Source organism: Paenibacillus sp. S-38 (assembly GCF_049942825.1).
Lineage (GTDB): Bacteria > Bacillota > Bacilli > Paenibacillales > NBRC-103111 > Paenibacillus_G.
In genome coordinates this window covers 3462466-3487033 of the sequence record NZ_CP187970.1, presented here as the reverse complement: position 1 = coordinate 3487033, position 24568 = coordinate 3462466, and the positions used below count along the sequence as shown (strand labels likewise).

23 protein-coding genes are annotated in these 24568 nt (G+C 59.5%); 5 read left to right on the top strand and 18 right to left on the bottom strand.

The window, feature by feature from the left end:
* Positions 1 to 508: 508 nt before the first annotated feature.
* The 5 genes from ACP26L_RS16170 to ACP26L_RS16150 form a co-directional block, all read right to left on the bottom strand.
* The gene (locus ACP26L_RS16170; protein WP_426454010.1) at positions 509 to 2437 is read right to left on the bottom strand and encodes an FtsX-like permease family protein; all 1929 of its coding nucleotides are present in this window, start codon (positions 2435 to 2437) and stop codon (positions 509 to 511) included.
* The gene (locus tag ACP26L_RS16165) at positions 2424 to 3203 is read right to left on the bottom strand and encodes an ABC transporter ATP-binding protein (protein WP_426454008.1); all 780 of its coding nucleotides are present in this window, start codon (positions 3201 to 3203) and stop codon (positions 2424 to 2426) included. The genes ACP26L_RS16170 and ACP26L_RS16165 overlap by 14 nt, the downstream gene beginning before the upstream one ends.
* 225 nt (positions 3204 to 3428) lie before the next feature.
* Entirely contained in the window at positions 3429 to 4427 is a 999-nt protein-coding gene (locus ACP26L_RS16160; protein ID WP_426454006.1) for a 2-hydroxyacid dehydrogenase, read from the bottom strand.
* 37 nt (positions 4428 to 4464) lie between these two features.
* Positions 4465 to 5325 carry an ATP-dependent sacrificial sulfur transferase LarE gene (larE, locus tag ACP26L_RS16155; RefSeq protein WP_426454004.1) on the bottom strand — a complete coding sequence of 287 codons (861 nt, stop codon included), beginning with the start codon at positions 5323 to 5325 and terminating at the stop codon, positions 4465 to 4467.
* Positions 5326 to 5816: 491 nt separating this feature from the next.
* Positions 5817 to 6296, bottom strand: coding sequence for a glutathione peroxidase (locus ACP26L_RS16150; RefSeq protein ID WP_426454975.1), 480 nt, complete (start codon positions 6294 to 6296; stop codon positions 5817 to 5819).
* Positions 6297 to 6529: 233 nt separating this feature from the next.
* Between ACP26L_RS16150 and ACP26L_RS16145 the strand changes: the two genes are divergently transcribed.
* Together ACP26L_RS16145 and ACP26L_RS16140 are read left to right on the top strand one after the other, a co-directional pair.
* Positions 6530 to 7831, top strand: coding sequence for an AAA family ATPase (locus ACP26L_RS16145; RefSeq protein ID WP_426454003.1), 1302 nt, complete (start codon positions 6530 to 6532; stop codon positions 7829 to 7831).
* Positions 7832 to 7855: 24 nt separating this feature from the next.
* Positions 7856 to 9577: a hypothetical protein gene (locus tag ACP26L_RS16140; RefSeq protein WP_426454001.1), complete on the top strand. Its 1722-nt coding sequence runs from the start codon at positions 7856 to 7858 to the stop codon at positions 9575 to 9577.
* A gap of 456 nt (positions 9578 to 10033) precedes the next feature.
* Here ACP26L_RS16140 and ACP26L_RS16135 read toward each other — a convergent pair whose 3' ends face one another.
* The 4 genes from ACP26L_RS16135 to ACP26L_RS16120 form a co-directional block, all read right to left on the bottom strand.
* The gene (locus ACP26L_RS16135) at positions 10034 to 10537 is read right to left on the bottom strand and encodes a hypothetical protein (protein ID WP_426454000.1); all 504 of its coding nucleotides are present in this window, start codon (positions 10535 to 10537) and stop codon (positions 10034 to 10036) included.
* A 403-nt stretch (positions 10538 to 10940) separates the two neighbouring features.
* The gene (locus ACP26L_RS16130; protein WP_269867690.1) at positions 10941 to 11033 is read right to left on the bottom strand and encodes a putative holin-like toxin; all 93 of its coding nucleotides are present in this window, start codon (positions 11031 to 11033) and stop codon (positions 10941 to 10943) included.
* 1055 nt (positions 11034 to 12088) lie between these two features.
* A complete protein-coding gene (locus tag ACP26L_RS16125; RefSeq protein ID WP_426453998.1) occupies positions 12089 to 13186 on the bottom strand; it encodes a DUF3900 domain-containing protein in 1098 nt (365 codons plus the stop codon).
* Between the two features lie 117 nt (positions 13187 to 13303).
* Positions 13304 to 14590 (bottom strand): adenylosuccinate synthase, encoded by a 1287-nt coding sequence (locus ACP26L_RS16120; protein WP_426453996.1) that lies wholly within the window; start codon positions 14588 to 14590, stop codon positions 13304 to 13306.
* 138 nt (positions 14591 to 14728) lie between these two features.
* Between ACP26L_RS16120 and ACP26L_RS16115 the strand changes: the two genes are divergently transcribed.
* Positions 14729 to 15646 (top strand): LysR family transcriptional regulator, encoded by a 918-nt coding sequence (locus ACP26L_RS16115; protein WP_426453994.1) that lies wholly within the window; start codon positions 14729 to 14731, stop codon positions 15644 to 15646.
* Positions 15647 to 15792: 146 nt separating this feature from the next.
* Here ACP26L_RS16115 and ACP26L_RS16110 read toward each other — a convergent pair whose 3' ends face one another.
* The 7 genes from ACP26L_RS16110 to ACP26L_RS16080 all read right to left on the bottom strand — a co-directional run bounded on the left by ACP26L_RS16110 (position 15793) and on the right by ACP26L_RS16080 (position 21100).
* On the bottom strand, positions 15793 to 16401 hold the full coding sequence (locus tag ACP26L_RS16110) for a superoxide dismutase family protein (protein ID WP_426453992.1): 609 nt from the start codon (positions 16399 to 16401) through the stop codon (positions 15793 to 15795).
* Positions 16402 to 16491: 90 nt separating this feature from the next.
* Complete coding sequence (locus ACP26L_RS16105) at positions 16492 to 17058, bottom strand: CBO0543 family protein (RefSeq protein WP_426453990.1); 567 nt, start codon at positions 17056 to 17058, stop codon at positions 16492 to 16494.
* Positions 17059 to 17277: 219 nt separating this feature from the next.
* A complete protein-coding gene (locus ACP26L_RS16100; protein ID WP_426453988.1) occupies positions 17278 to 17961 on the bottom strand; it encodes a GNAT family N-acetyltransferase in 684 nt (227 codons plus the stop codon).
* Between the two features lie 29 nt (positions 17962 to 17990).
* Entirely contained in the window at positions 17991 to 18854 is an 864-nt protein-coding gene (locus tag ACP26L_RS16095; protein ID WP_426453986.1) for a carbon-nitrogen hydrolase family protein, read from the bottom strand.
* A complete protein-coding gene (locus ACP26L_RS16090) occupies positions 18854 to 19540 on the bottom strand; it encodes a class I SAM-dependent methyltransferase (RefSeq protein ID WP_426453984.1) in 687 nt (228 codons plus the stop codon). The genes ACP26L_RS16095 and ACP26L_RS16090 overlap by 1 nt, the downstream gene beginning before the upstream one ends.
* Positions 19541 to 19741: 201 nt before the next feature.
* Positions 19742 to 20533, bottom strand: coding sequence for an ArsR/SmtB family transcription factor (locus tag ACP26L_RS16085; protein ID WP_426453982.1), 792 nt, complete (start codon positions 20531 to 20533; stop codon positions 19742 to 19744).
* 159 nt (positions 20534 to 20692) lie between these two features.
* The gene (locus tag ACP26L_RS16080; protein ID WP_426453980.1) at positions 20693 to 21100 is read right to left on the bottom strand and encodes a winged helix-turn-helix transcriptional regulator; all 408 of its coding nucleotides are present in this window, start codon (positions 21098 to 21100) and stop codon (positions 20693 to 20695) included.
* A 137-nt stretch (positions 21101 to 21237) separates the two neighbouring features.
* Here ACP26L_RS16080 and ACP26L_RS16075 point away from each other — a divergent pair, with 137 nt between their 5' ends.
* Both ACP26L_RS16075 and ACP26L_RS16070 read left to right on the top strand, forming a co-directional pair.
* On the top strand, positions 21238 to 22251 hold the full coding sequence (locus ACP26L_RS16075) for a zinc-dependent alcohol dehydrogenase family protein (protein WP_426453978.1): 1014 nt from the start codon (positions 21238 to 21240) through the stop codon (positions 22249 to 22251).
* 158 nt (positions 22252 to 22409) lie between these two features.
* Positions 22410 to 22892 carry a GyrI-like domain-containing protein gene (locus tag ACP26L_RS16070; RefSeq protein WP_426453976.1) on the top strand — a complete coding sequence of 161 codons (483 nt, stop codon included), beginning with the start codon at positions 22410 to 22412 and terminating at the stop codon, positions 22890 to 22892.
* On the opposite strand, the gene ACP26L_RS16065 is transcribed toward ACP26L_RS16070, so the two are convergent.
* Both ACP26L_RS16065 and ACP26L_RS16060 read right to left on the bottom strand, forming a co-directional pair.
* Positions 22862 to 23881: a helix-turn-helix transcriptional regulator gene (locus ACP26L_RS16065; protein ID WP_426453975.1), complete on the bottom strand. Its 1020-nt coding sequence runs from the start codon at positions 23879 to 23881 to the stop codon at positions 22862 to 22864. The genes ACP26L_RS16070 and ACP26L_RS16065 overlap by 31 nt on opposite strands.
* 131 nt (positions 23882 to 24012) lie before the next feature.
* Entirely contained in the window at positions 24013 to 24357 is a 345-nt protein-coding gene (locus ACP26L_RS16060) for a hypothetical protein (protein WP_426453973.1), read from the bottom strand.
* Between the last annotated feature and the right edge of the window lie 211 nt (positions 24358 to 24568).

Here is a 24568-nt window from a genome sequence, read left to right as displayed (position 1 = left end):
TCACAAGGAAGGATAGGGAGTGCAGAGACTCTTTTGAGCGGATTTCAGCAGAGAAGAACTCTTTATCCGACGGTCAAAATCGCCCGGGTATGGACAAGGCCCGCATTCATCGTGTCAAGCTCATCACACGGTTTACGGGTGAAGATGAACAACGCCGGCCTCTGTATTTGTCATTGCAGAGCGTTTCACCCCCCTGCTCAACATTCGATTTTTAAGAAAATAATCAATAAATTATGACTTTATAATCTAAAAATATACATTATTGTACAATAAACGCTTGTTATAATCATACACCGATCCCTTAATTTAGTAAATAACAAATGAATTTGGATTATAACCCTTCTTTTTGAATGCACAAAAAAATCCCCTCCGGTGAGCAGTGAGGCAGTCCCTGGATCCCAAGAACTTCATCTTCCGCTCTACTCAAAGGGGATTTACTTTCCATTTATTTCCTATTCATTTCCATTTAATCCTTATCTTTTTCCATTTCTTCTCTTTATATTACCAATTAATCTCCGTATACCATTTTCGTGTAGTTCTTGCTGATGCCGATGTAAAAGGCGATCATCAGTACCGCGAACAGCCCAATGCCCAAAGCGATTTGCAGGAAAAAGCTTGCATTCATGATGTCTTCCAGCATGTCCATGGCTGCGACACTGTGGACGATGCCGACAACGACGGGCAGCAGAAAGGCCATTCCTACCTGAAGGTAGACGGAGCGCTGAATTTCCAGTTTGCTCATACCCACCTTTTTGAGAATTTCATACTGCTCCTGGTCCATGAGCGCATCGCTCAGAATTTTAAAATAAATCGTGCTGAACGTTGCCAAAACAAACACCAGCGACATGATCAGCCCCAAAAAGAAGAATGTATTCAGCGTGTAGTAATCCTGAACATACTGCGTGCTGAACCCGTTCACCCTGCCGCCGGGAACCAGGGAGGTCAGAGTCTTGACCAGCTGTTCGCTGTGTTCCTGATCGGTGATCCGCACTCCGTTCAGCGTAGTTTCGGAGGTGGCCGCGGCCATCTTGTTATACTGCTCATCCGGCAGTACGTAGATGTTTTTGCTGCCGAAGCCCAGCGCATTCCCCGTGACCGGAACCTGGCGGCTTTCTTTCACCGTATACGTTCCTCCGTTCAAGCGGATGGAATCGCCTTTCACACGGATAGGCGAAGCCAAGGAACGGGCGTTCAGGATGAACGAAACCTCATGGTCCTGAGGCTTCAGCTCCGCAAGCAGCGATTCCCGGTCTTCAACCTTCAAAAATTCCAGCGTCTTTACCAGTTCGGAATAACGGATGGCAAACGCTTCGTTGTTGATATCAATTTTCTTATTCCCCTCGTACTCGACTTTCACTGCCGCAAGCCGCACTTCGTTCCAGCCCGCAAGCTGATGTCCCGACGCCTCAATCGCTTCCGTTACCTCCTCTTTCACCCGATCATTCGCCGTCGCGTCACTGCTTACATAGCTCAGGCTGTACGGTACCTCAATGACCTTGTGATCCTCTGCATACTGTTTGAAAGAAAGACTGACGCTGAAGGCCGTCACCGTAGCCGCGGCCAGAATCGCCGTCATGGCAAGACTGCGGTAATTGGCTTTTAACCGGAAGAAAATGTTGCTGATGCTCACCAGCCGGACACTTCTGTAAATCATGCGCTTCGACTGAATCAGCTTACTGAACACAATCGTCAGGAAGCTGCCGAAGAACAGGTACGTCCCCAGGCTGACCAGAACCAGCGTCGCCATCGAGGAGAGCAGCAGATCCCAGCGCCAGTCCGCGAAACCCGTCGCCACGACATAGCCGACCAAGATAAAGACCACCCCTGAGAAGCCTTTGAAGTAATTGGACTGGGGCACGGTGGGCTTGACTTTCGTTGCATTCAGCATATCGATCAGCTGGCTTTTCTTCACTTCCCTGTAATTCTTAAACCCGAGGACGATGAAGATGAGACCGAACACAATCACGAGCTGAATAATCGCCTTTATCGAGACCGAGAACGCAATATCCACGTCCAGATACATCGCTTTGCCCAGGAACATGAAGAACAGCTTGGAAAACAGAATCCCCGCCGCCAGTCCGAGAAGCAGAGACAGGACACCGAGCAGAATGCTCTCAAATGCAAACACTCTTCCAATCTTGGACGTACTGATGCCGGCCAGCATGTAGATTCCGGTTTCCTTCTGCCGCCGCTTGAAAAAAAATCCGTTGGCATGCCACATGAAGAAGACCACCGTACACAGCAGCACAAACCCGCAGGTCATGCTGGCAACCGAGGCAGACTGAATCCGCTCCGCAATCTGCTCGAAGGTTTCATTGTATTGAATCGCAGCAAAATTATAGTAAGTGGCCACGGTGACCACGAGGACGATCAAATAAAACTCATAAATCTGGAGATTGTTTCTTAACAGCTTGTAGGCGATTTTAATGGAATTCATGATTCGTTCCCCCCATCACCGCGAGCATGTTCAGCACTTTCTTGAACAGCTCCTGCTTGTTGCCGTCGCTGTCGATCCGGCCGTGAATCGAGCCGTCCTTCAAGAACATGATCCGGTCGCAGTAGCTTGCGGCAGCCGCGTCGTGGGTGACCATAATGATGGTCGTTCGCAGCTGTTTATTTACATTTTTGAAGCATTCCAGCACCTCCGAGGACGACTTCGAATCGAGCGCTCCTGTCGGTTCGTCCGCAAAAATGACACTCGGCGATGTGATCAGCGCCCTGCAGATGGCCGCCCGCTGTTTCTGGCCTCCCGACAGCTCATACGGATATTTGTCCAAATGCCCGGAAATGCCAAGCATCTGCGTGAGCTCTTGAATCTTACTCAAAATCACCTCCAGCTTTACATTGTTCAGCGTAAGCGGCAGGGCGATATTGTCGCGTACCGTCATATTATCGAGCAGGTTGAAGGCCTGAAACACAAAGCCGATGGTATCTCTGCGGAACCGCGCCAGCCCCTCGTTCCTAATGGACGTAATATCGATACCGTTGATCGTGATGTTCCCGGAGGAAGCTTTGTCGATCGTGGACATGATGTTTAAGAGCGTGGTTTTGCCCGATCCGGAAGGCCCCATGATCCCGACAAATTCACCTTCCTGAATGTCCAGGCTGATTCCCTTCAAGACCTGGAAGGCATTGGTCTTTTCACCGTACTGCTTCGTGACGTTCGTTACTTCTACCATTTTCATTTCCAGCTCCTTCTCCATCCATTCCGATGTGGCAATTGAGATACTTTCATTATAAGTGAATTGATTTTTGCCTTTCCATGGCTCCAGGTTACATTTCAGGGCCCCAAAGTGACATTCTTGTCACATCAGAAAAAATCGCCGCCCCCCGGCGGCTCTTTGCATAGAAAAAAGAACCCCCGCCGCCTTCACGGCAAACGGGGGTCCTTGTCTGAATAGTGCTTCAGGCCAGTCCTTGATGGCATCCTATCTCGATTCCACGAGGTCCGCCAGCTCTTTCACCACATGCGGCGGCCGGCCCCCGGTAAGGGCCTCCACCAGGTTGCGGGCGGCGAGCATCGCCATGTCGAAGCGCGTCTTCTCCGTCGCCGAGCCGATATGCGGCAGCGTGACGACGTTCGGCATCGACAGCAGCGGGTTGTCCGGCTGCGGCGGCTCGGGGTCGAAGACATCGAGTCCCGCCCCGCGGATGCGGCCGCTGTGCAGCGCCTCGATCAGCGCTGCCTCGTCCACCGTCTGCCCGCGCGATGCATTAATGAAGAACGCTGTCGGCTTCATGAGCTCGAAGTGCTCCTTACGGAAATACAGCTTCGTCTCCGCCGTCAGCGGTGTCATCAGCACGACAAAATCGGAGCGGCGCAGGAGCTCCTCCACAGTGACGTACTGCGCCCCGAAGCGCTCTTCCGCCTCCGGCTTGCGCGTGCGGTTATAATACAGCAGCTCCATATCGAACCCATGCACCGCCCGCTTCGCGATCGCTTCCCCGATGCGGCCCATGCCGATGATCCCGATCGTGGCATGATGCACGTCCATGCCGAAGAAGTCCTCCTCCTTCAGCCCGCGCCCCCGCTGCCACCTGCCTTCCTTGACGAAGGCATCCAGCTCGGGAACACGCCGGGCGGACGCCAGCATCAGCGCCAGCACGAGGTCGGCCACGGTATCATCCAGCACATACGGGGTGTGCATCCCTAGAACCCCGCGAGTCCGCATCGCATCCAGGTCGAAGTGGTTATAGCCCACCGAAATGCTGCTCACAGCACGCAGCTTCGGCGCATGCTGGAGCAGCTCGGCGTCGATCGGACCGCCGGTGGTCAGCAGTCCCTCCACGTCCCCCAGCTCGGCCAGGAGCCCCTGGCGGGAAGCCCCGCCGCTCCCGTCCCACATCCGGCATTCGCAGTGCTCCTCGAGATAACTCAGCACGGGCGCCGGTATTTGTTTGGATATGTACACCTTCGGTTTGGCCACTGCTTCCACCGCTCCTCTCATCGGTCGCTTAAGGTTGTTAGTTCGCCGCGCCTGCGCCGGCCTGTACCGCCTGCTGATCGGCCGGCAGCACCTCGTTCAGGGAACCGGAACGGTAGCCCTTGAGATCGAGCGTCACGTAGGCATAGCCGATCTCCTTGAGCTTGGCATGCACGGTCTCCGCGACCGGCAGCAGCTCGCCGAGTTCCGACGCCGGCACCTCGATGCGCGCCAGATTCTCATGCTGGCGGACGCGCACTTGGCGGAAGCCGAGCTGTATCAGGAAGTCCTCCGCCTGGTCGATCATCGACAGCTTCTGGGCCGTGATCGCTTCGCCGTAAGGAATCCGCGAGGAGAGGCAGGCGAACGACGGCTTATCCCAGGTCTTCAGCCCGAACTTACGGGAGAGATGCCGGATCTCCGACTTCTTGATGCCCGCTTCAAGCAGCGGCGCACGGACGCCTTGTTCATGAGCCGCCTGCAGCCCCGGACGGTGCTCGCCGAGGTCGTCGGCGATGGCGCCGAACACGACATGCGCGTACCCGCGTTCACGGGCGATCGGGATGAGGTGGTCGAACAGCGAGTTTTTGCAAAAATAGCACCGGTTCGTCGGATTCTCCGCATAGCCCGGGATGTTGAGCTCGCTCGTATGGATCACTTCATGGGGAGCGTTCAGGTCCTTCGCCAGCTCAATCGCCTCGAGCTTCTCCCGGACGGGATACGTCTCGGAATCCGCGGTAATGGCCAGTACGTTCTCCGGCCCCATGAACTGGAGGGCCGCCTTCAGCAGGAAGGCGCTGTCCACGCCTCCCGAGAATGCGACGACCACCTTGCCCATCGAACGGAGAATCTCCCCGAGACGCTCGTACTTCTGCTCTATCAATAGCTCCATGGATTCCATGTGCATTCCTCCTGGTCTGTTATCTTCCGTTGTAGGATGTGTAAAAGTTCGAGGACCGCGCCGGTTCACGCGGCTGCCCTGCGAAAGGCCGGTTACGGCAAAGCGCTTTTCCCCATGCCGGAGGACGGCTGTTCCAGGCCAAAGCCTGATAGGTAAGTGCACACGTTTGCAATAAGTATGCCGCCCCCCTTCCCGCTTATTATAGTCGCTTTTTCCCGGGAGCACTAGGGGGCATTGCAGAAAAGCTGCGTCAGGGCGTCCAAAGTCTTAGCTCCGGATCACATTTCATGATAAAAAGAGCGTCTCCCAGGCCTGCTTTCATCCGGGCGAAAGCCGTGGGAGCTGCAATGGTGGCTCTCTTCCCGTCTGTCTTTGGCCTGCGGCTGAACAGGAGAGCTGCTTCCCCCTTTCGTTCTCCGGATGAAAAAAGGCAGCCCGCCCCCCTTCCGGGAAACGGACTGCCGCTGTCGGCTCGTCTTATGTATACCTTGTTACCCGAGCAGCTTCTCGATGTCCTCCCGCAGGGCCGACGGCTCGGTACGTGCGCTGAACTGCTTGACCGGTCTGCCTTCGCGGTCGACCAGGAACTTCACGAAGTTCCACTCGATGTCGCCTGTACGCGTGTCTTCCGGCACATTGCCGACCAGGTACGTAAAGAGCGGGTGTGCGTTCTCCCCCTTGACATCCACCTTGGAGAACATCGGGAAGGTCACGTTGTATTTCAGCTCGCAGAACTGCTTGATCTCTTCTTCAGTGCCCGGCTCCTGCCCGGCAAACTGGTTGCACGGGAAGCCCAGAACGACCAATCCCTGATCCTTGTAGTTCTCATACAGCTCTTGAAGACCCTGGTAATGCGGAGTCAGGCCGCAGGCGCTCGCCGTGTTGACGATCAGCAGCACCTTGCCTTTGTACTCGGCCAGCGTCTGCTCCTGGCCGTTGATCGTGCGGACCGTATAATCGTATACCGACATCGTCTTCATCTCTCCCTTGGGCTGGTATCGCCGCATCCCCTATGACGCAGTTGATCCTATTGTACCACGAAGCAGTTAAGGAAATAAAACCCACCGCAATGGCGAATCCTAGCATGACGGGACTCGGGTCTGTACAGCCCCCCGTTCGGTTAGAGAAAATACGGTAGGTCTGTTACAATATAGGAATGCATTCCATGCACGACACCTTTCGATGCCCGAGGAGGACTGCCGCTATGAACGATACCCAGACGATCCAAGAGAAGATGGAGCGGGCCATATCGCTGCTCGAAGCCCGTTTTTTTGAGCGCGAGGAGCTCATCCGCCTGCTTCTGCTCGGCCTGATGGCCGGAGAGAACGCCCTGCTGATCGGCCCTCCGGGCACCGCCAAATCCCAGCTCGCCCGCGCCGTTTCCCAGCTGTTCGGGAGCGGGCGTTGGTTCGACTACCTGCTCACCCGCTTTACCACGCCCGATGAAATGTTCGGTCCCGTTTCGCTCCAGCAGCTGAAGCAGGATCTCTATATACGGCAGACCGAGGGGTATCTGCCTTCGGCGGATTTTGCCTTCCTCGACGAAATCTTCAAGGCGAACAGCGCCATCCTGAATGCCCTGCTCTCCATTCTCAACGAGCGGATCTTCTTCAACGGCCAGGAGAAGCAGGAGGTGCCGCTGCTGTTCCTCATGGCGGCATCCAACGAACTGCCCGAGGAGAACGACCAGCTTGCCGCCCTGTACGACCGGTTCCTCATCCGCTACGAGGTCGGGTACCTCAAGCAAATGTCGAGCTACGAGCGGATGTTCCAGGTGCCGGAAGGACCGCTGCCGGAGCTCTTGTCGCTCTCGGACGTGCGCCGCATCCGGGAGGCTGCCGCATCGGTCACGATCCCCGAGTCTCTGATCTACATGCTGTACGGCGTCAAGAACGAGATGGAAGCCAAGGAATACTCGCTCTCCGACCGCCGCTGGCGCAAGATCGGACAGCTGTGGAAGACGTCGGCCGCCCTCAACGGCCGAACGGAAGTGAACGTGTGGGATACAGTATTTACACCGCATATGCTCTGGGATTTCCCCGAGGACTACAGCACGCTGCAGGAGATGTTCCAGAAGTCCTTCCAGGAAGCGCTGAAGGCCGAGACGGAGCGGGAGCTGCCGCTGAAGCGCTACGAGCAGACGGCGAAGCACTGGCTTCAGAAGGAGGACGAGCTGCACGCCTTCCAGTTCAAGAAGGAAGTCGGTGCGCGGATGAGCAAGGAGGATCTTGACAAAGCAAAGGCAAACCTCGAGGAGTGCCGTACGGAGCTTGAAGAGACAGCCCGGGAGCTGCGCGGCAAGCTGGTACAGTGGCTGCAGCGGGAGAAGGACCTGCCGGGCTTCATCCACAACCGCAATTTCCTGCTCCTGCACACGGCCCAGTACGCAGTCAAGTACACGCACCTGCGCATCCAGGGAGAGCGGACGCTCCAGAGTCTGCAGGGCCTCTACCGCACCCTGTTCGACCGGGAGATTCCCGGCCTGCAGTACGACTACACGCTGTAACCGCAGCGCCAGGAGGGGATCCCTTTGATCATTCGCGCCGCCAGGATCGACCGCTATGTGTTTGACGGCTATGTGCATTCCTCGCGAACGGCCCAGGAGTGGATCCGCCAGGCGCAGGCCCAGACCCCCTGGTTCTCCCTGGAGCTCTTTGCCGACTTTTTCATGTGCTTTTATCTTGCGAATCCCGAGACCGAGCGGGGCACGGACGCCACCCCGTTCCACCGCTGGCTCGTGGGGGCGCTGCAGAAGCAGTTCTTCTACCGGACGATTCACCCCCGGACCGCCGGCGAAGTCAACGCTTCGTTCAAGACCGCGCTGAAGGCGCTGATGTGGCTCACCGAGAGCTTCGAAGAGGAAGTGAAGCGCCGGCGCAAGGAGGAGCAGACGCTGCGCACGATCGGCCTGAACGACAAGCAGCGCCAGCAGGGACAGGATCAGTCCCAGATCCAGGAGCATCTCACGGAAAAGCAGGTCGAGCAGCTGCGCCTCGTCGGCTATACGCTGCAGCGCGGCAAGCGCAATGTGGAGGAAAAGCAGGCCGCCCTCGACAGCCGCCCCCTCGCCGCCTCGGAGATTGCCGAACTGAAGGAACGGGTGCGCTCGCTGCAGGAGGAGATGCGCACGGACTTCGTGCGGCGGGACAAGCTGCGCCAGAAGCTGCAGAAGGCCGAGAGCGAGCTCGCCGAGCGGGAGAAGCAGCTCGAACGCCTCACGAAGCGCGAGCAGGAATCGGTCCGCCAGCTCGAGGAGCAGCTCGGCGGCTGGCTGAATAAGGCGCTGCAGGAGTCGCTCGGCCGCGAGGAGTCCGAGACGCTCAGCGTGCACGAGCTCGTGCAGGCGAGCCAGCGGGTCGCGAACCGCCTCTGGGGCAGCGATCTCGGCCGGCTGCAGCGGCAGGCGTTCTCGAACTACCAGGCGTGGGTCGAGAAGCTCAAGAAGCAGCCGCAGCTGCTCGCCTTCCTGCAGGAGGTCGGCCGCAGCGTGCAGCATCTCAAGGCGCAGCGGCGCAAGCTCCGCTCGCCCCGCGTGCCGGAGAGCTACGACGACCTGCGGCAGTCCGGCGACATCTCGCATCTGCTGCCCAGTGAAGCCAGCCTGCTGGCAGACCCGGATTATGAAGCCTTTTTCATGGTAAAGTGGCTTGAGCGCAAGCTCCTCACCTACAACATCAGGGGCTGGACGCAGGAGCCTCAGAAGGGCCCCGTCGTCTGCATGCTCGACACCTCGCACTCGATGCGCGGCAGCAAGCTGCAACTCGCCCAGGTATTCGTCGGCACGTTCGCCGCGTTCTCCCTGCTCGAACAGCGCGACTTCCTGCTGATGCTCTTCGGCGCGAAGGGCGAGCTCATCGAGCGGCCGCTCTACTGGCGCAAGCCGGACTGGCCGTCGTTCCATGCCCTCTCGCAGCTTGCCTTCGGCGGCGGCACGCATTTCGACGCCCCGCTGAAGCGCGGCATCGAGATCGTCCGCACCGAGAAGCGATACGGGGACGCCGACCTCGTCATGGTCACCGACGGCGTCGGCACCGTGTCGCCGCCCGTGCGCGATGCACTTGCCGAACTCGGCCGCGAGAAGGACGTGCGGCTGCACACGCTCGTCATCGGCACGGCGCGGCAGCATCTCGTGGGCCGCTACGAGATGCTCGGCGTCTCGCACAACGTGCGCTTCGCCTCCACGTGGGAGGCGCAGTCCGGCAGCGAGCTGCTGCTCGACGTGTTCAAAGACAGCCGCTCGCGGCGCGGCTGAGCCTGCACGGCCGTGGCCGGGCGTGAGTGCCCGGGCCGGGCGAGCGGGATCAGCCCCACCTCCCATTTGGTATGGAGGTGGGGCTGATTTGTGCTGCCGCGGGGTGTGACGCAGACGCGGGGTGTGACGCAGCCGCGGAGTGACGCAGCCGCGGGGTGACGCAGCCGCGGGGTGACGCAGCCGCGGGGTGACGCAGCCGCGGAGTGACGCAGCCGCGGGGTGACGCAGCCGCGGGGCGGGACGCAGCCGCGGGGCGGGACGCAGCTGCGGGACGGGACGGGGGCCGCGGGGCGGGACGCAGACGCGGGACGTGGTGGCAGCTGGCGCGCGTATAGGCTGCTGAAAAAGCGAACGCGTGACCCGCTGCGAGAGCGCTATGACAGCATAGCGGCTCACTGAGCCCCTGCCATCAATAGCAGAATCCATAAGCGCTGCAATCACCGGCGCCGAATCTCCTCAGGGGAACCATCTTGTAATCACTGCCGTTTTGCTGAAGCCCAAGTACCTATAGCGCACTGTAACCCTTGTGATCGGAGCCTCATCCAACCGCAGCCGCAGGCCGTATGATATCGGTGTATTGAATTTTAATTCCAGTGCCTCTCTCATTTGTTCAGGCGTAAGCTTGGGGTTTATTGGAGCCGCGTTGAGCTCCATAAACCGGATCGCAGGCTCAGGTTCAGGCATCACCTGGACCAGGTGGGCTGAGTCATACGAGATGCCCAATTGGGCGAGATCCGGAGCTTCTGTTCCATTTACCGTCACACTCAGCAGCTCAATTGCCCCGACCCCTGCATTCTCCAGCCCGATCACATACTCTGTATACCCTTCTTCCCGATGTTCGACCGTATCAAGGCCTGTGCTTTGCAGAGGTTCTGTCACTGCCAGCCACATCAGGAAAGCGGCGATCAGACAGGTCATTCCGATGAGCGAACCGTAGATTCCTGCCCTTTTGCCTCTCATCCCGAAACCCCTCCTCCTGATCTTATGCAGTCTGCAGCGGCGATACTTGAACCTTTGCATTCACAACCTTCAGACGCAGGGATGCCCTGTGTTGTTGCTCCGGCTTCTCTTCCTTGTAACTATGCGGCCACTAATGCGCTTGTACCTCTGATCAAGTGTGTCTTTACGGCCCTGTATTCATCAAATTCAAGTGAAGATTCCTCGAACAAACGGCTCCGGAGCCACGCCTATTCCATGCCTCAACCTTGTCACCGGATACGCTTCATGGTATGATGAGAGCAGCAAAAAGACCAAGTGCTGCGAACACTTGGCCTTATGACAATTGGCTTGGATGGGCTCTTCCCTTCCTGGTCATACATGGAGTGAAGAAAACCCACCTGGGCGGTAACCTTAGGGTGGGTTTTTACTTTCTCTTGGAGTTATTGATGTAGGTCAGAAGTGCTACGAGAAAGGAGCCGAACGTCAGCATCATGGCAATGGCGTCTTTGACTTCCATGGACTCACCCCCCCTCTGCACCGGCTAAACAAACGCTTACAAGCCTTGCAGCAAGAAGGGAACCACGCCCCACCCAAGATTCAATTGTATCCTTATTGTACCATATAACGAAACGACGAACAAGTGTTCCTATTTTTTGAATAGTAGAGAATTGATAGCGGAACTCAGATGCGTTAAACCGCCGATTCTCAGGGTAGAAAATATAATAACGGAACTGAAATATCTTATTCATCTCTTTTCAGCGCTGAAAGCCTGGAAACAGGTGAATAAGTGATCGTAGTTCCGTTATTTTTATTTTGAACGCCTTTTTTAGGCCATTAAGGCATCTGAGTTCCGTTATTGGCTGAACTGCCCCAGATGTCATGGTTGCGGCTTGCGCCGCTAGCCGCTCGGCCTGCGGTGACCGAGTCACCCACGCTGTCGCGCACACACAGCTCGCCGCTTTGCGCGTAGCCCGCTCATCTCTGCAGCAAGCTGCTGCTCGCCCTGCCGCACGGGCCAGCACCGCCACCCAACTACACTCGTGCAGCCAGCCGCTTGCTCGGACAGGTACGGGGCCTGCGGGGTCACGGCTGCTTGATGGCGCCCCAAGCGCACCGTTCTGTCGCTCGGCACCTCAACATGTGCTCCTTCCAAGCGGGCCGGTGCTCGGCCTGAGGTGCCCGAATCACCCGCGCTGTCGCGCCCACACACAGCTCGCCGCTTTGCGCGTAGCCCGCTCATCTCTGCAGCAAGCTGCTGCTCGCCCTGCCGCACGGGCCAGCACCGCCACCCTCCGACACTCGTGCAGCCAGCCGCTTGCTCGGACAGGTACGGGGCCTGCGGGGTCACGGCTGCTTGATGGCGCCCCAAACGCACCGATCTGACGCTCGGCACCGTAGCCCACGCACCTCTGCATCTAGCCGCTGATCGGCCAGCGAACAGGCCGCCAGCACCGCCTCCACCTGCACTTGCTGCCTCCCGCCGCTCTCGGCTCAGCCCACGAGCCACCGGCACAAGCCTCGCCGGCCCTACGCTCCAGGCTTCGCCCGGCAGCGCGCCTTCCCCGGCTTCGCCTACGCGAAGACGCCGATCCCGCTGCGTTCGTGCTCCTCCTCGAACGCCTTCTGCTTCAGCCGCTCGATCACGACGTCGAGCGGCTCCGGCGAAAGCAGCTCGACCGGCGAGATGCCGCGGTCGAACTGCAGGGCGTCGCCTTCGAGCACGAGGACATAGCGGTCGCCGTGGCGCGCGATGTGCAGCCGGTCGCCGAAGTCGGCGAGCAGCGCGCGCACGGTCATGCTGCCGACCTTCACCTTCATCTCGATGTCCGGCTTCTGCTCGATGAGCACCGACGCGGCTTCCATCACCTGGGCCGGCTCCCACTTCTCCTGCAGCTCCCGCTGGTCGCTGTGCGCCCACAGGTCCATGGCCTCGAGCTCCTGCTGCTTCTGCTCCTCATTATGCTCGTATACCTGTTCCACATATTGGTGGACGAAGTCCATCACCTGTTCGTTCACAAGCTCCGGCATCGACTTCTCGTACTCCACGAACCTGAGGAAATCCTCGAAGTAATTCGCATGCGAGGACTGGTGAATTTTGAGTTCCCAGTTGTCGACCATTCCCGGCTCCGGCATATGCGGGTACATAATCGATTTCATGTTCTTGGCGGAGATCGCCATCTCCACCTGGTTGAGCAGCGAGCGCTCGTCCGTAATGCGGGCGATCTTCTGCTCAAAATCGCATTTGAACACGAACAGGAACGGCTCGTCGAAGTACTGGTTGAGCCTCGCGCGCACGACGAACATGGCCCCGCCTCGGATCGCGCTGGTGTCCATATAGGTAGTCACGATCTCGTCGGCATGACCCATAAACTGATCGATATTCTCCGCGGTCTTCAGTCTGGCGAACATGTTGTAGTTCGGGTTGCTGTCAAGATCGTAGCCCGGTTCGGCGATGAAGCGCCCGATCTTGGTCGGCACCTGCTCCGCCTTCGGATTGCGCTCGGCCTTGCGCTTCGCCGTCTTTGCGAACTCACCATCCAGGAAGCTGCTCAGCTCGCTCTCGGCATAAGACTCACCGTCCATCGTCTGATAATGCTTGCTCCGCTTGCCGCTCTCCTCCCCATCCACCTGGATGACGAAGAACGATATATAATCAACATCGAATTTCACTTGAGTTCAGCTCCCTATGCGTACCAAGGATTGCCGGCCGCCGCCCTCATGGAATCCACCATACCATAAGACCGAGGGAGAAGCCGGACCCCTAGTATACTATAGGCACTGAGAGGTTCATAGAGGAAAAACTTCGAACATCTGATCCCGGTGCGGCCCGACGGAAATCCAGCGGACCGGCGTGCCGATCAGCTCCTGCAGCCGTAGCACATACCGCCGGGCCGCCTCCGGCAGCTCGCCGAACGATCTAGCCCCGCTCACGTCACACTGCCAGCCCGGCAGCCTCTCGAGGACCGGCTCCGCCGCTTCCAGCTCCCGGTTCAGCGGGAACCGGTTCGTCACCCCGCCGCCGATGTGGTAGCCCGTGCAGACCGGAATCTCATCCAGATAGCCTAGCACATCGAGGTTGGTCAGCACGACCTCCGTCGCCCCCTGCACCATGCAGCCGTACCGGGTGGCGACGGCGTCGAACCAGCCGACCCGGCGCGGCCGGCCGGTCACCACGCCGTACTCGCCGGCCGAGCCTCCGCGCCGGCGCAGCTCTTCGGCCTCCCCGCCTGCTAGCTCCGTGACGAACGGCCCCGTCCCGACGCAGGAGGAATACGCCTTCGTCACAGCCGCGATCCGGCGGATCTCATGCGGCGGCACGCCTGCGCCGACAGCGGCAAACCCGGCCAGCGTCGACGACGACGTGGAGTACGGGTAGATGCCGTGGTCGGGGTCGCGTAGCGCGCCCAGCTGGCCTTCGACGAGCACGGAGGCGCCGGTGCGCAATGCCTCGTGGAGCAGCTCGGTCGTATCGCACAGGAGAGGCAGCAGCCGCTCCGCCGAGGCCATCAGCTCCTCCGTCAGGGCCACGGCATCCAATGGCTCCCGGCCGTACAGGTGGCCGAGCAGCACGTTTTTGCCTGCGAGCGAAGCTTCGATCCGCTCCTGAACCCGCGCCCGGTCCGCCAGGTCGCCGGCCTGCAGCCCGAGCTTGGCGTATTTGTCCGCATAGAACGGGGCGATACCCTTGCGCGTCGAACCGAACCCGCTCGCGCCGAGCCGGTCCTCCTCCAGGTTGTCGAGCAGCGCATGATACGGCAGCACCAGCTGTGCCCGCTCCGACACCTTGAGCTGCGGCTCCGGCAATCCGGCCGCCCGAAGCGCATCCAGCTCCGCCAGCAGCGCCCAGGCGTTCAGCGCTACGCCCGGCCCGATCACATTGATGATATGGATGTGGAACACGCCTGAAGGCAGCAGATTCAGTGAAAACTTGCCGTGCTCATTGATGATCGTGTGCCCAGCGTTGTTGCCGCCCTGAAAGCGCACGACTACATCGGCCTCCGCTGCAAAACGGTCCGTTACCTTCCCTTTGCCCTCGTCTCCCCAATTTGCTCCTACTACTGCCGTTACACTCATCACCGATCCGCTCCTTTGATTCATTTGGAGGGCACCCGGCAGGTTGCCCTCTTCCCCGCCACTCGATTATAATCCGGAGGAAGGGCATAAAAAAAATGAATAATACTCATACCCACCATAAACGGAGTTGATACCCAAATGATCGTGAACATGGAATGGTACCGGGTATTTTATACCGTGGCGCGGACCGGCAGCCTGTCCAAAGCGGCGGAAGAGCTGTACATCACCCAGCCCGCGGTCTCGCATTCGATCAAGCAGCTTGAAGCGAAGCTCGCCGGCCAGCTCTTCTTCCGTTCCTCCAAGGGCGTCCGGCTGACGGGTGAAGGCGAAGTTCTCTTCTCCTACATCGAACAGGCTTACCATCTCATGGAGGCCGGCGAACGCAGGATCGGCGAGATGCATGACCTGGAAGCCGGAGAGGTGCATATCGGGGCGGGGGATACGCTGTGCAGGCACGTCCTGCTCCCCCGTATGGAGACGTTCCGGGAAGCGTATCCCCGCATCAAGGTATCCGTGACCAACCGCACTACGGCAGAGACGGCCGCTCTGCTACGGGAAGGAAGCATCGACTTCGGCGTCGTCCATCTGCCTCTCGAGGATCCACGGCTCGCCGTCCGGCCTCTTCTACGCATTCACGACTGCTTTGTGGCCGGCAGACGGTTTGCTGCAGAGCTCGGGAGCCCCATCACTCCCCTGCCGCTTGAGCGGCTGCTTGCTTACCCGATCATCCTGCTGGAGCAGGGAACAAGCACGCGGCGCCATCTCGACCGCTATGCTGCGGATCAGGGCCTCTCCCTGCAGCCGGAGCTCGAGCTCGGGAGCATGGATCTGCTGCTGCAGTTCGCCCGCAGCGGGATGGGCATCGCCTGCGTGGTCCGCGAATTCGCCCGGGAAGAGATGCAGCGAGGGGGCCTTGTCGAAGTCCCGCTCGCCGTGCCGATTCCGCCCCGGGAGGTCGGTCTCGTCACGCTGCAGGGTGTGCCGCTGTCGGCGGCGGCCCGCCGGTTCATGGATGGGCTGGCGGAGGGGCCCCCAGCACCCGGCATGCCGTCTTGAAGGCGGGCCGGGCCGCGGAAATAGGCAGCAGGCACCGCAGCGCCCCATTTCGATCCGGTCTCGCTTCTTTCTCTGCACAACGAATAAGCCTTCATGCCGCGAGGAGCGGAATGAAGGCTTACAGAAGCTGGGACGGTGAATCCCAATTATTTTACTTCACCGCAGGCGATGCGCGCACCCGAATTGCCGGACGGATCGGTCTTGTAGTCGTCGGCCTTCTCATGAATGACCAGCGACGTGCCGCCTTCTTTGAGCAGCGAATTCGGTTGACCCTTCTCCAGGGTCAGCCCCTTCATGACGAAGTCGGCTTTGGCTATCCCCTTGCTGTCCGCTTCAATGTTCGGCAGATCGCCCGCGTGCGGGCCCTCCGGGTTCTCCGTGCCGTGCTTGCGCCCGGCCGGATTGAAGTGCGCTCCCGCCGTCTTGAAGTCCGGCGCCTCACACCGGCCGCTTTCATGGAAATGAAAGCCGTGCAGGCCCGGCGGCAGGTGGGCCCCCTCGAGCTGGATGCGGACGCCGTCCGGTGCCTGGCTCAGCTTTGCTTTGCCGATAGATGTGCCCCGAATCCCTATGATATCGATCTCACGGACGTCCTTGGACTCATAAGCCATGACGGCTTCGCTGCCGCTTTTTTGCAGAGGCTCGTGCTGGTGCTCCGTCTTGCCGCTGAGCCCGAACCAGGTCGACGGACCGCTGCACGCACTCAGCAGAAGCATACCGGAGAGCAGAACCCCCATGCTTTTATACCCTTTCACTCATCTTCCTCCTTCGGCTTCAGGCAGTACACCCACCATTGTTACCAAATTTGGAAGAGCTAAACCCGCATCCCTGTCCCTTACCCTCTCCTAACCTCCATGGCCCCCCGCTCGCTCCTGCACCCGCTTCAGACGGGTGACAATCCACCAGACCGTGCTGCTTGTCAAGAGATAGTATATCAGTGAATAGAGAAGCTTCCAGGTATACAGCTCATAGTAATTCAGCAGGATGAACAGAGGCTCGCATACATAGGCCATGAATACACCTAGAACCAGATTCGCCAGGAGAAAAGCACTCCACATCCCCGAGAACAGCTGGTAAACCAGCATGGAAAAGATAGGAACCAGCACCAAGTCGGCAGGAAGCAGCGGTGGCAGCACGTTAAGCAGCTTATCGGGATAGCCCCACCACAACCGGTCCGTTCCTATATTATCAAAGGTTATGGCAAAGAGGGCTATCAGCATGCCGTACAGCAGAATCTCTTGCAGACGCCTGCGGTCAACCAGCTTCCACCATATGTAAAAGGGCAGCAAAGTAAGAATAACAAGCAGCCACCAGGTCCACTTGTGAAGGTCGTCATGCACCCAGTGGGCTTCGGCTAGGTCGGACAGGTGCTTCCTGGCTTTGAGAATGTCCTCATAGGAAGGATACGGCATGAGAGAGCCTCCTTGGCATTCATCTCCTTGTTCTTATCAGGTTGCCCATTGGCTTGGAACAATATGCCGCCGCTCTCCTTGTCTCCTTCACCCATCCCAAGATCAATGGGATCAGCCCCTTGTCGAAGCGTCATGCCACAAAAAAGGCCCCGCCCCCTAAGGACGAAGCCTCCCTGCCGAATTTCTACTCATGAGTCCCGAACGCTTGCCTGCCCATGCTCAACCCCGGAAAAGAAACGGATTGCGCCACTCCATCAGCATGGCATAGTTCAGGGACTCCTCATCCTCCAGATAGCCGGACACGAGTTTGACCGGCGTGCGCCCGCAGCGCAGCAGGAAGGTCATGACCGGGTCCTTCAACGCCCCCTCCAGCACCTTCTCCACATATGCCTCCGGTGACAGCGTATCTGCATGCCGGTGATAGCCGGGCAGCCGTCCCCCGCCGAGCAGCCGCTCTACTCCAAGCTTGACCACGACCTCGTACATGGACAGCATCATCCAACGTCCGAGACCCAGCTTGCGGTAAGCAGGCCTTGCACAGATATCGACGATGTACAGCGTGTTCCCGTCCGGCCGGTGATTGCGGATCCAGCCGCCGTCCGTGATCTCCTCCCACGTATGGTCCTCGTCCTGCGGATCGTAGTCCACTCGCAGCCCGGTGATCGAGGCGGCCAGCTCGCCGCCGATCTCCACGCACAGCGCCCCCTCGGGGAACAGGGTGATGTGATTGCGGAGCTGCTCCTCATTCCACCACAGCTCGGAGGGGAACGGCGGCGGGAAGCTCTCCTGCTGGATGCGGATCAGTCCGTCGAAGTCCTCCTCCGTATAGGAGCGGATTACCGCGCGCACCGGCTTGTCGCCGTCGAATACATACATTTCCTTGCGGTACAGTGCGGTTGTCATCTGCGCTCGCCTCCTCCGCTGCTTGTTCCTTAGGACCAGTCGGTGTACAGGTCGGTTCGGCGGTCCCGCCACGTGGTGACCGAGCCCTTCTCCCGAACCTGGTGAAGCAGCGACAGATCGAGATCCCCCGTGATGACCATATCCCCGTTAATCTCTCCTGCCGTCATGATGCCCGCCGGAGGGAACGGCACGTCGTTCGGCGTGATGATGGCCGCCTGGCCGTAGTTCCCCCGCATGAAGTCCACGGTGGGCAGCGAGCCTACGGTTCCGGTCGTGACCACATAGATCTGGTTCTCGATCGTCCTCGCGTGACAGGTATAGCGCACCCGGTGGAAACCGTGCTTATCGTCCGTGCACGACGGACAGAAGATGACGTCGGCCCCTCGGGCACGGGCCATCCGCACGATCTCCGGGAATTCCATGTCGTAGCAGATCAGCATGGCGATCCGACCTTTGTCCGTATCGAACACCTGAAGGGTATCCCCCGCGGCCATATTCCACTCTTTGACTTCGGTGGGGGTGATATGTACCTTTCGCTGTTCCCCTACGCGCCCGTCAGGGTAGAACAGGAATGCCGTATTATAAAGACGGCCGTTCTCCGATACGATATGCGTGCCGCCTATGAGATGCATCCCTGTCTCCGCGGCCAGCGCTTTGAACAAGGCCATATACCGTTCCGTAAACTGGGGAAGCTCGTCGATCGTCAAGGCCTCTCCGCTGCCGTCCCCTCTTCCGACAGACATCAGCTGGGTGGTGAACAGCTCGGGGAACAGGACAAAATCGGCCTCGAACTCCGCGGCCGTCTTCACATAATGAGTTACCTGGGCGGCAAACTCCTCAAAGCTGCCGATCGTATGCAGGTGGTACTGCACGGCAGATACGCGTATTTTCATCATTCCCTCTCCTTTTCTCTGGGCGGCTCCCCGGTATGGTCCTCTCCCGCCCCTTCTTCGATCGGATCGAAGAAAAGAATGTGCGGCTTCTTGAGGCACCAGGTCGTCATGCTCCGCAGTCCTTCCACCTGGACGGTCTTCAGCGGCTCGAGGAACTGGCCGTGAAGCTTCTCCGTCAGCCGGTGCAGGAGGGCCGCATCAGCCAGGTAGCGCTCCGTACCGTCAGGCAGCAGGTGGCGGCCTCCACCGAGCGGGCGTACCTGCGACTCCATCCCGATGCTTGACGCAAGCCGGGTGAAGAGCATGCCGCCGGGCCTCAGTACCCGCCAGAGCTCACCGACCATCTCGGCGAAATGCTTGTCATCCTCGGCAAAATGCAGCACCGCGCTGCAAATCACAAGGTCGAAGGTATCGTTGGCGAAGCTGAGCTTCTCGATTCCTTCAGCGCGAAAGCGTTCTTCCTGCAGCCGGGGACGAATCCCCGCACCCAGCTTCCGGACCTCCTCGACCGCTTCCGCGCTCCGGTCCACGGCAAAGACATCATAGCCTTCCCGGAGGAAGAAAACCAGATTCCGCCCTCTTCCGCATCCCGCATCCAGAATCCGCATGCCGGGCCCGATGCGCCCCTTGAGCAGCTGGTCAAACAAATAGATGTCGATCTCTCCAAAATGCTCACGCACGTCCATGCAGCGGCTCACTCTCCAACCCTTGGCAGTTATCCCGATTATTATACCATCCATCGGGCCCGAACACCATGAGTGGCGCGGGAGATCAACTGTTGGGCGGGAAGTGTCTGCACATCGGAACAGCATGCGGAATAAGGGACCGGCCGCAGCCTTTCCCTATCGTCAGAACACGTTGAAACAGAGTCCAAAAGGGGGCTTCCGTCACCCGTCCTTCCACAGTCCCTCTCCCGTCTCGATCAGTGTCTTCAGGCCCGCGAGCCTGCCCGGCCAGCCGCCGTCCGCCGAGCGGATTGAGTCCTCTGTCCGGATCTCGGCGGTCAGGACCACGATGACCCGGGATAAGCCCGGATGCAGAGGCAGGGGCTCCAGCTCCAGGGCGAGCCTCCCTTCCGGTAAGCCGGCCTGGGTTTCCTCCTCGGGTCCCCATGTCAGCTCCAGCCTGCGGTGGGTTTCCAGGCTCATCACCAGCCCCCGCGCTTCCTCAGTGCCGTCCGCCCGTTCCAGACGGTAAGGGGAGAGTTCCCCGCCCTCCAAGACCAGCCGGCCTCCCCGCCAGAACCCGGCCCGCTGCTCCGAAGAGAACACTTCTTCCCAGATGCGGGCGGCGGACGAGCGGATCAGCGTCCCGTAGGTCTGTCTCGGCAGCATTCGCACGCTGCGCCGCTTCTCCTCCGAAAGCAGCCGCTTCAGTTCCCCGAGCCGGCTTCCGTTCGGTTCCTCCGGCCGGCCGAGCAGGCGCTCCATCAGCCCCCGGAGCAGTTCCCTGTCCGCATAATAGAGCTTTTCCCGTCCTATCCGGCGGGAGGTGGCCAGTTCCGCTTCTTCCAGCGCCTTGAGGTGCTTCAGCACGGCGGCACGCGGCAGCTCGAGATCGTCCGACAAGCCGCTGACACTGAGGCCTGGGGAAGCTGTCAGCCGTTGGAGCAGCTCCCTGCACTTCGGTTCCGCCAAGATCAGGTAAAGCGTGCTGTCCTTGCTCCGTACTGTCGTCATGCCGATGCCTCCTCTTTTTCCGATGGGAACAGGCCCCGATGCCCATCCCTGCTGAATCTAGGATGCGCATCAGCATCATTTTCCATGAATGCAGCTTGGCGGACAGAGCGTATGCGCCACAGGAATGCCTCCAGCAAAGATTACGAATAGGGCAAAAGCCTAAGCCTCCGCGCGTTCTTCTCCGTCTGTCCGCCTAGCCTGCGCGTCGAACCGTTCACGCGAGCTCAGCACTTCTTCATGATGGGCCCTCGCCCATACATGCAGAGCCTGGAGCGGCACGATCAGCGTGCGCCCCAGCGGAGTCAGCGTATATTCGACAGCGGGGGGAACGGCGGGATACACCTTCCGCTCGACGAGACCGTCCCGCTCCATTCCCTTCAGCGTCTCGGTCAGCATTTTCTGCGACACGCCCTCAATGCGGCGCTTCATCTCCCCATACCGCTGGCTGCCGTTCTCGAGCGCATAGATCACCAGCGGCTTCCATTTGTTCGCGATCACATCCAAAGCAAGGCTGTAGCTGCACAGCGTGACGGAGATATCCTTCTCCGGGCGGCCGTCCTTTGTCATGCTCATCCCTCCATAACGCACGTTAAAGTGGCTATCCCACTTTCAAGTGCCTGCTTACTTTAATTTAGTGAATGAGGTATCGTTTGTCTAGAGGCATTTTCCAATGCGGATAATATCAGACGAAGGAGTGGCCAATCATGAAAGCATTTGAAATTCAGGGTGGATTCGGACTCGAGAGGGTTGCGGCGGTCGAGCGGGCGAAGCCGGTTCCCGGACCGGGAGAGGTGCTGCTGCGCATGCGGGCGGCCTCGCTTAACGCGAGGGACCTCGGGGTCGTAGGAGGATTCTACGTCGGAGGGGAAGCGCTGCCCCTCATTCCGGTGTCGGACGGCGTCGGCATCGTGGAGGTGCTCGGCGCAGGTGTGACGCGGGTGAAGCCGGGCGACCGGGTCTGCCCGATCTTCGTACAGGATTGGCTCGCCGGAACGCCGACGGAACCGATGCTCCACTCGACCTTGGGCGGACCGAGGAACGGTGTGCTTGCCGAGTATGCCGTCTTCCCGCAGGAGTCGCTCGTCCACGTGCCGGAGCATCTGACCGATGAAGAAGCGGCCTCGCTGCCCATCGCCGCTCTGACAGCCTGGCAGGCGGTTGTGACGGAGGGCCGCGTTCGCGCCGGCGACACGGTCGTCGTGCAGGGAACCGGCGGCGTCGCCTTGTCCGCCCTGCAGTTCGCGAAGCTGCATGGAGCCCGGGTGATCATGACCTCCAGCAGTGACGAGAAGCTGGAGCGGGCGGCGGCGCTCGGTGCCGATCTCGGGATCAATTACGTCACTACGCCGCAGTGGGAGCAGGAGGTGCTCCGCCTTACGGACGGACGCGGAGCCGACCATGTCGTTGATCTGGGCGGAGCCGCGACGCTGAACGCTTCGCTGACTGCTGTCCGCCCCGGCGGCCGCGTCAGCATTGTCGGCGTGCTCTCGGGCGTAACCGCCGGCGGGCTTGACCTGATCCCGGCCATCCGCAAGAAGGTTACGCTGCAGGGGGTCAACGTGGGCAGCCGCGAGATGTTCGAGGACATGAACCGCGCCCTCGCGAGGAGCGGATTGCGACCTGTGGTTGACCGCGTATTCCCTTTTGCCGAGGCTGTCCAGGCGCTTCAGTACATGGGGGAAGGCGTTCACTTCGGCAAAATCTGCATCCGGTTCTGAGGAGGCTCCCTCCTGCCGGCTCCATTGCCTGCAATTGCTGCGAGCAAGCCACTCTTTCTTTTTGAGATAACTAAGACATGATGTGTCACGGTAGCCTGGTACGCTGAACCTGTTAGCAATCTGCCATGTCGGCATTTCAAAACCAGGAGGCCAGGAACATGAATCCAAGAATCGAAGCACATGGCGAGTTCAAAGCCATAGGAACCAAAGGGCAGCACCGGCTGACCGAAGGAGTCATCCCCACGATTGCCGCGCAGTGGGACGCATTCATGCCGCGCGCCGCCGAAATCACCGGACGGGCATCCGTCACGCTCGGCATCTGCTGGGGGATCGACGCCGCCTCCGGCGAGCCCTTCGACTACCTTACGGGTGCCTTGGTTGAGCAGATCCCGCGGGAGCTGCCTTCCGGCATGACGGCGGTCACGCTGAAACCAAGCCTGTATGCCGTGTTCACCCACCGGGGACCTGTCGCCCGGCTAGACACGACCTATGCGTCCATCCACGAGTGGCTGGAGGCAAACGGAACGTACCGCAGGGCGGATGCCCCCGACTTCGAATACTACGACCACCGGTACTCCTCCACCGAGCCGGAGAGGAGCGAGTTCGACATCTACATTCCGGTTACCGAATCGGTTGGATGAGGCACGCCGGTTCCCCCTGCTCCATAGGCCTCATACAGCTTGCGTACGGCCTCCCGCAGCCGGGAGACCAGCTCCGGAGGCTGAACGACGACTGCATCGGCACCCAGAGAGAGGAAGTAGCCGGTATAGTAATCCATCTCATCGTGCCGGATGCTCAGACGCAGGAGGCCTTCACCGGCCTCTCCCACGACGAGCTCTTCCTGGAACCAGGACTCCCAGCGGCAGCGGCGCACCCCTTCCCTCGTCAGGCGGACCTTCAGCTGGAGCAGTCCTTGGGCTTCCCCGCCCATGCCGCCAGGCTGCTGCGGCGGCGGGAGGAACCAGTCCGTGATCGTGAACTCGCTGAGGTCGACCGCCGGGTGCTCTTCTCCCGCCGGTTCCGCCTGCAGCACACGATCTACACGGAACAGAAGATAGCGCTCCTTGCGAAAGCAGTAGGCAGGACAGTACCAATGCCCGTTGTACGAATAGACGCCGATCGGCTGCATCGTACGCTCCCCGGGGCCTTCACGCGAATCATACGTGATCCGCAGCGGCCGGCCCTGCAGGGAAGCATCCAGCAGCAGCTTCAGGTGAGGCACCGCCGCCCTGCGCTTCGGTGTCCAGAATACGACCCGCTCCTGGAGCCGGTCGATTTTCTGCTTCGTATCGTCCGGCAGGTAATAGTAGAACTTCTTCAGCGCCGTCACCGACTCCTCGCTGAACGGCAGCGCCCCATAATGCTGCAGCGACTGGTAGGCGAAGAACATCGCCAGCGCCTCCTGCTCCGAGAACATGATCGGCGGCAGCAGCCGCTCATTCAGCACCCGATAGCCGCCATGCGGGCCATATTCGGCGTACAGAGGCAGACCGAGCTCGTCGAGCACCTGCAGGTCGCGCATGATCGTGCGGGTGGAGACGCCGAATTCTTCGGCGAGCTCCCTCACCGTGAAGCGTCGCCGCTTGTTCACCGCAATCATGAGCTCCATCAGCCGCTTGGACTTGGTCATGCGCAATGCCCCTTCCTTCTATAGCAATAGTAAAGGTATTTTACCACAAGACTAAGACGGAATTTGTCATAGTTACATAGGTGAAGACGAAGAAGGAGCCATTGCGCGCTTCTCCTCCTCCCGGCAGCGATCTACCTACGGTACCCCGCACTAACAAGCCGCCGGGCGTGCGGCAGCTTCTTGGGGTGGTTTTGGATCACACATATATAGCAGGCTTGTCCACCATTGTACCCGCTCAGTTGAAGCAGGTGCACACCATGATGTACGGCCGTCGGGTCTTTGAACGAGAATTCCGTGATATCCCGATACGTCACAACTCCGCTCACGATCTCGGCCCCAAGCTCCGTTATGTGCCGGTATGCTTTGTGAATATCGGAGGCACTCACGTTGAACAGCGGCTGGTTGGACGGCGTAAATACATAGTTATCGTCAAAACAGTGATTATCCAGCGTAATGCCAGGACCTCCCTGCCCCATATCCAGGGGATATGGATCGGTCTCTCATACCGGCCTCCCCTCACGTCCAAGCCGAGCAGACGGCTGTGCCAGCGTATGGAACGCTCCAGATCCGTCACATGCACCATAATCGTATCCACCCGATTCACAATCGGAAGCCCTAATATACTCAACCTCCCAAGTATGATGAAAGCGCTATATTTTCGGAGTGTCGGGCGTTTTCTTCTACACC

Excerpts from the sequence above, each read along its gene's own strand:
- ACP26L_RS16170 (WP_426454010.1), bottom strand. The coding sequence starts at position 2,437 with ATGAATTCCATTAAAATCGCCTACAAGCTGTTAAGAAACAATCTCCAG.
- ACP26L_RS16165 (WP_426454008.1), bottom strand. The coding sequence starts at position 3,203 with ATGGAGAAGGAGCTGGAAATGAAAATGGTAGAAGTAACGAACGTCACG.
- larE (WP_426454004.1), bottom strand. The coding sequence starts at position 5,325 with ATGGAATCCATGGAGCTATTGATAGAGCAGAAGTACGAGCGTCTCGGG.
- ACP26L_RS16150 (WP_426454975.1), bottom strand. The coding sequence starts at position 6,296 with ATGTCGGTATACGATTATACGGTCCGCACGATCAACGGCCAGGAGCAG.
- ACP26L_RS16145 (WP_426454003.1), top strand. The coding sequence starts at position 6,530 with ATGAACGATACCCAGACGATCCAAGAGAAGATGGAGCGGGCCATATCG.
- ACP26L_RS16135 (WP_426454000.1), bottom strand. The coding sequence starts at position 10,537 with ATGAGAGGCAAAAGGGCAGGAATCTACGGTTCGCTCATCGGAATGACC.
- ACP26L_RS16130 (WP_269867690.1), bottom strand. The coding sequence starts at position 11,033 with ATGGAAGTCAAAGACGCCATTGCCATGATGCTGACGTTCGGCTCCTTT.
- ACP26L_RS16120 (WP_426453996.1), bottom strand. The coding sequence starts at position 14,590 with ATGAGTGTAACGGCAGTAGTAGGAGCAAATTGGGGAGACGAGGGCAAA.
- ACP26L_RS16115 (WP_426453994.1), top strand. The coding sequence starts at position 14,729 with ATGATCGTGAACATGGAATGGTACCGGGTATTTTATACCGTGGCGCGG.
- ACP26L_RS16105 (WP_426453990.1), bottom strand. The coding sequence starts at position 17,058 with ATGCCGTATCCTTCCTATGAGGACATTCTCAAAGCCAGGAAGCACCTG.
- ACP26L_RS16100 (WP_426453988.1), bottom strand. The coding sequence starts at position 17,961 with ATGACAACCGCACTGTACCGCAAGGAAATGTATGTATTCGACGGCGAC.
- ACP26L_RS16095 (WP_426453986.1), bottom strand. The coding sequence starts at position 18,854 with ATGAAAATACGCGTATCTGCCGTGCAGTACCACCTGCATACGATCGGC.
- ACP26L_RS16090 (WP_426453984.1), bottom strand. The coding sequence starts at position 19,540 with ATGGACGTGCGTGAGCATTTTGGAGAGATCGACATCTATTTGTTTGAC.
- ACP26L_RS16085 (WP_426453982.1), bottom strand. The coding sequence starts at position 20,533 with ATGACGACAGTACGGAGCAAGGACAGCACGCTTTACCTGATCTTGGCG.
- ACP26L_RS16080 (WP_426453980.1), bottom strand. The coding sequence starts at position 21,100 with ATGACAAAGGACGGCCGCCCGGAGAAGGATATCTCCGTCACGCTGTGC.
- ACP26L_RS16075 (WP_426453978.1), top strand. The coding sequence starts at position 21,238 with ATGAAAGCATTTGAAATTCAGGGTGGATTCGGACTCGAGAGGGTTGCG.
- ACP26L_RS16070 (WP_426453976.1), top strand. The coding sequence starts at position 22,410 with ATGAATCCAAGAATCGAAGCACATGGCGAGTTCAAAGCCATAGGAACC.
- ACP26L_RS16065 (WP_426453975.1), bottom strand. The coding sequence starts at position 23,881 with ATGACCAAGTCCAAGCGGCTGATGGAGCTCATGATTGCGGTGAACAAG.
- ACP26L_RS16060 (WP_426453973.1), bottom strand. The coding sequence starts at position 24,357 with ATGGGGCAGGGAGGTCCTGGCATTACGCTGGATAATCACTGTTTTGAC.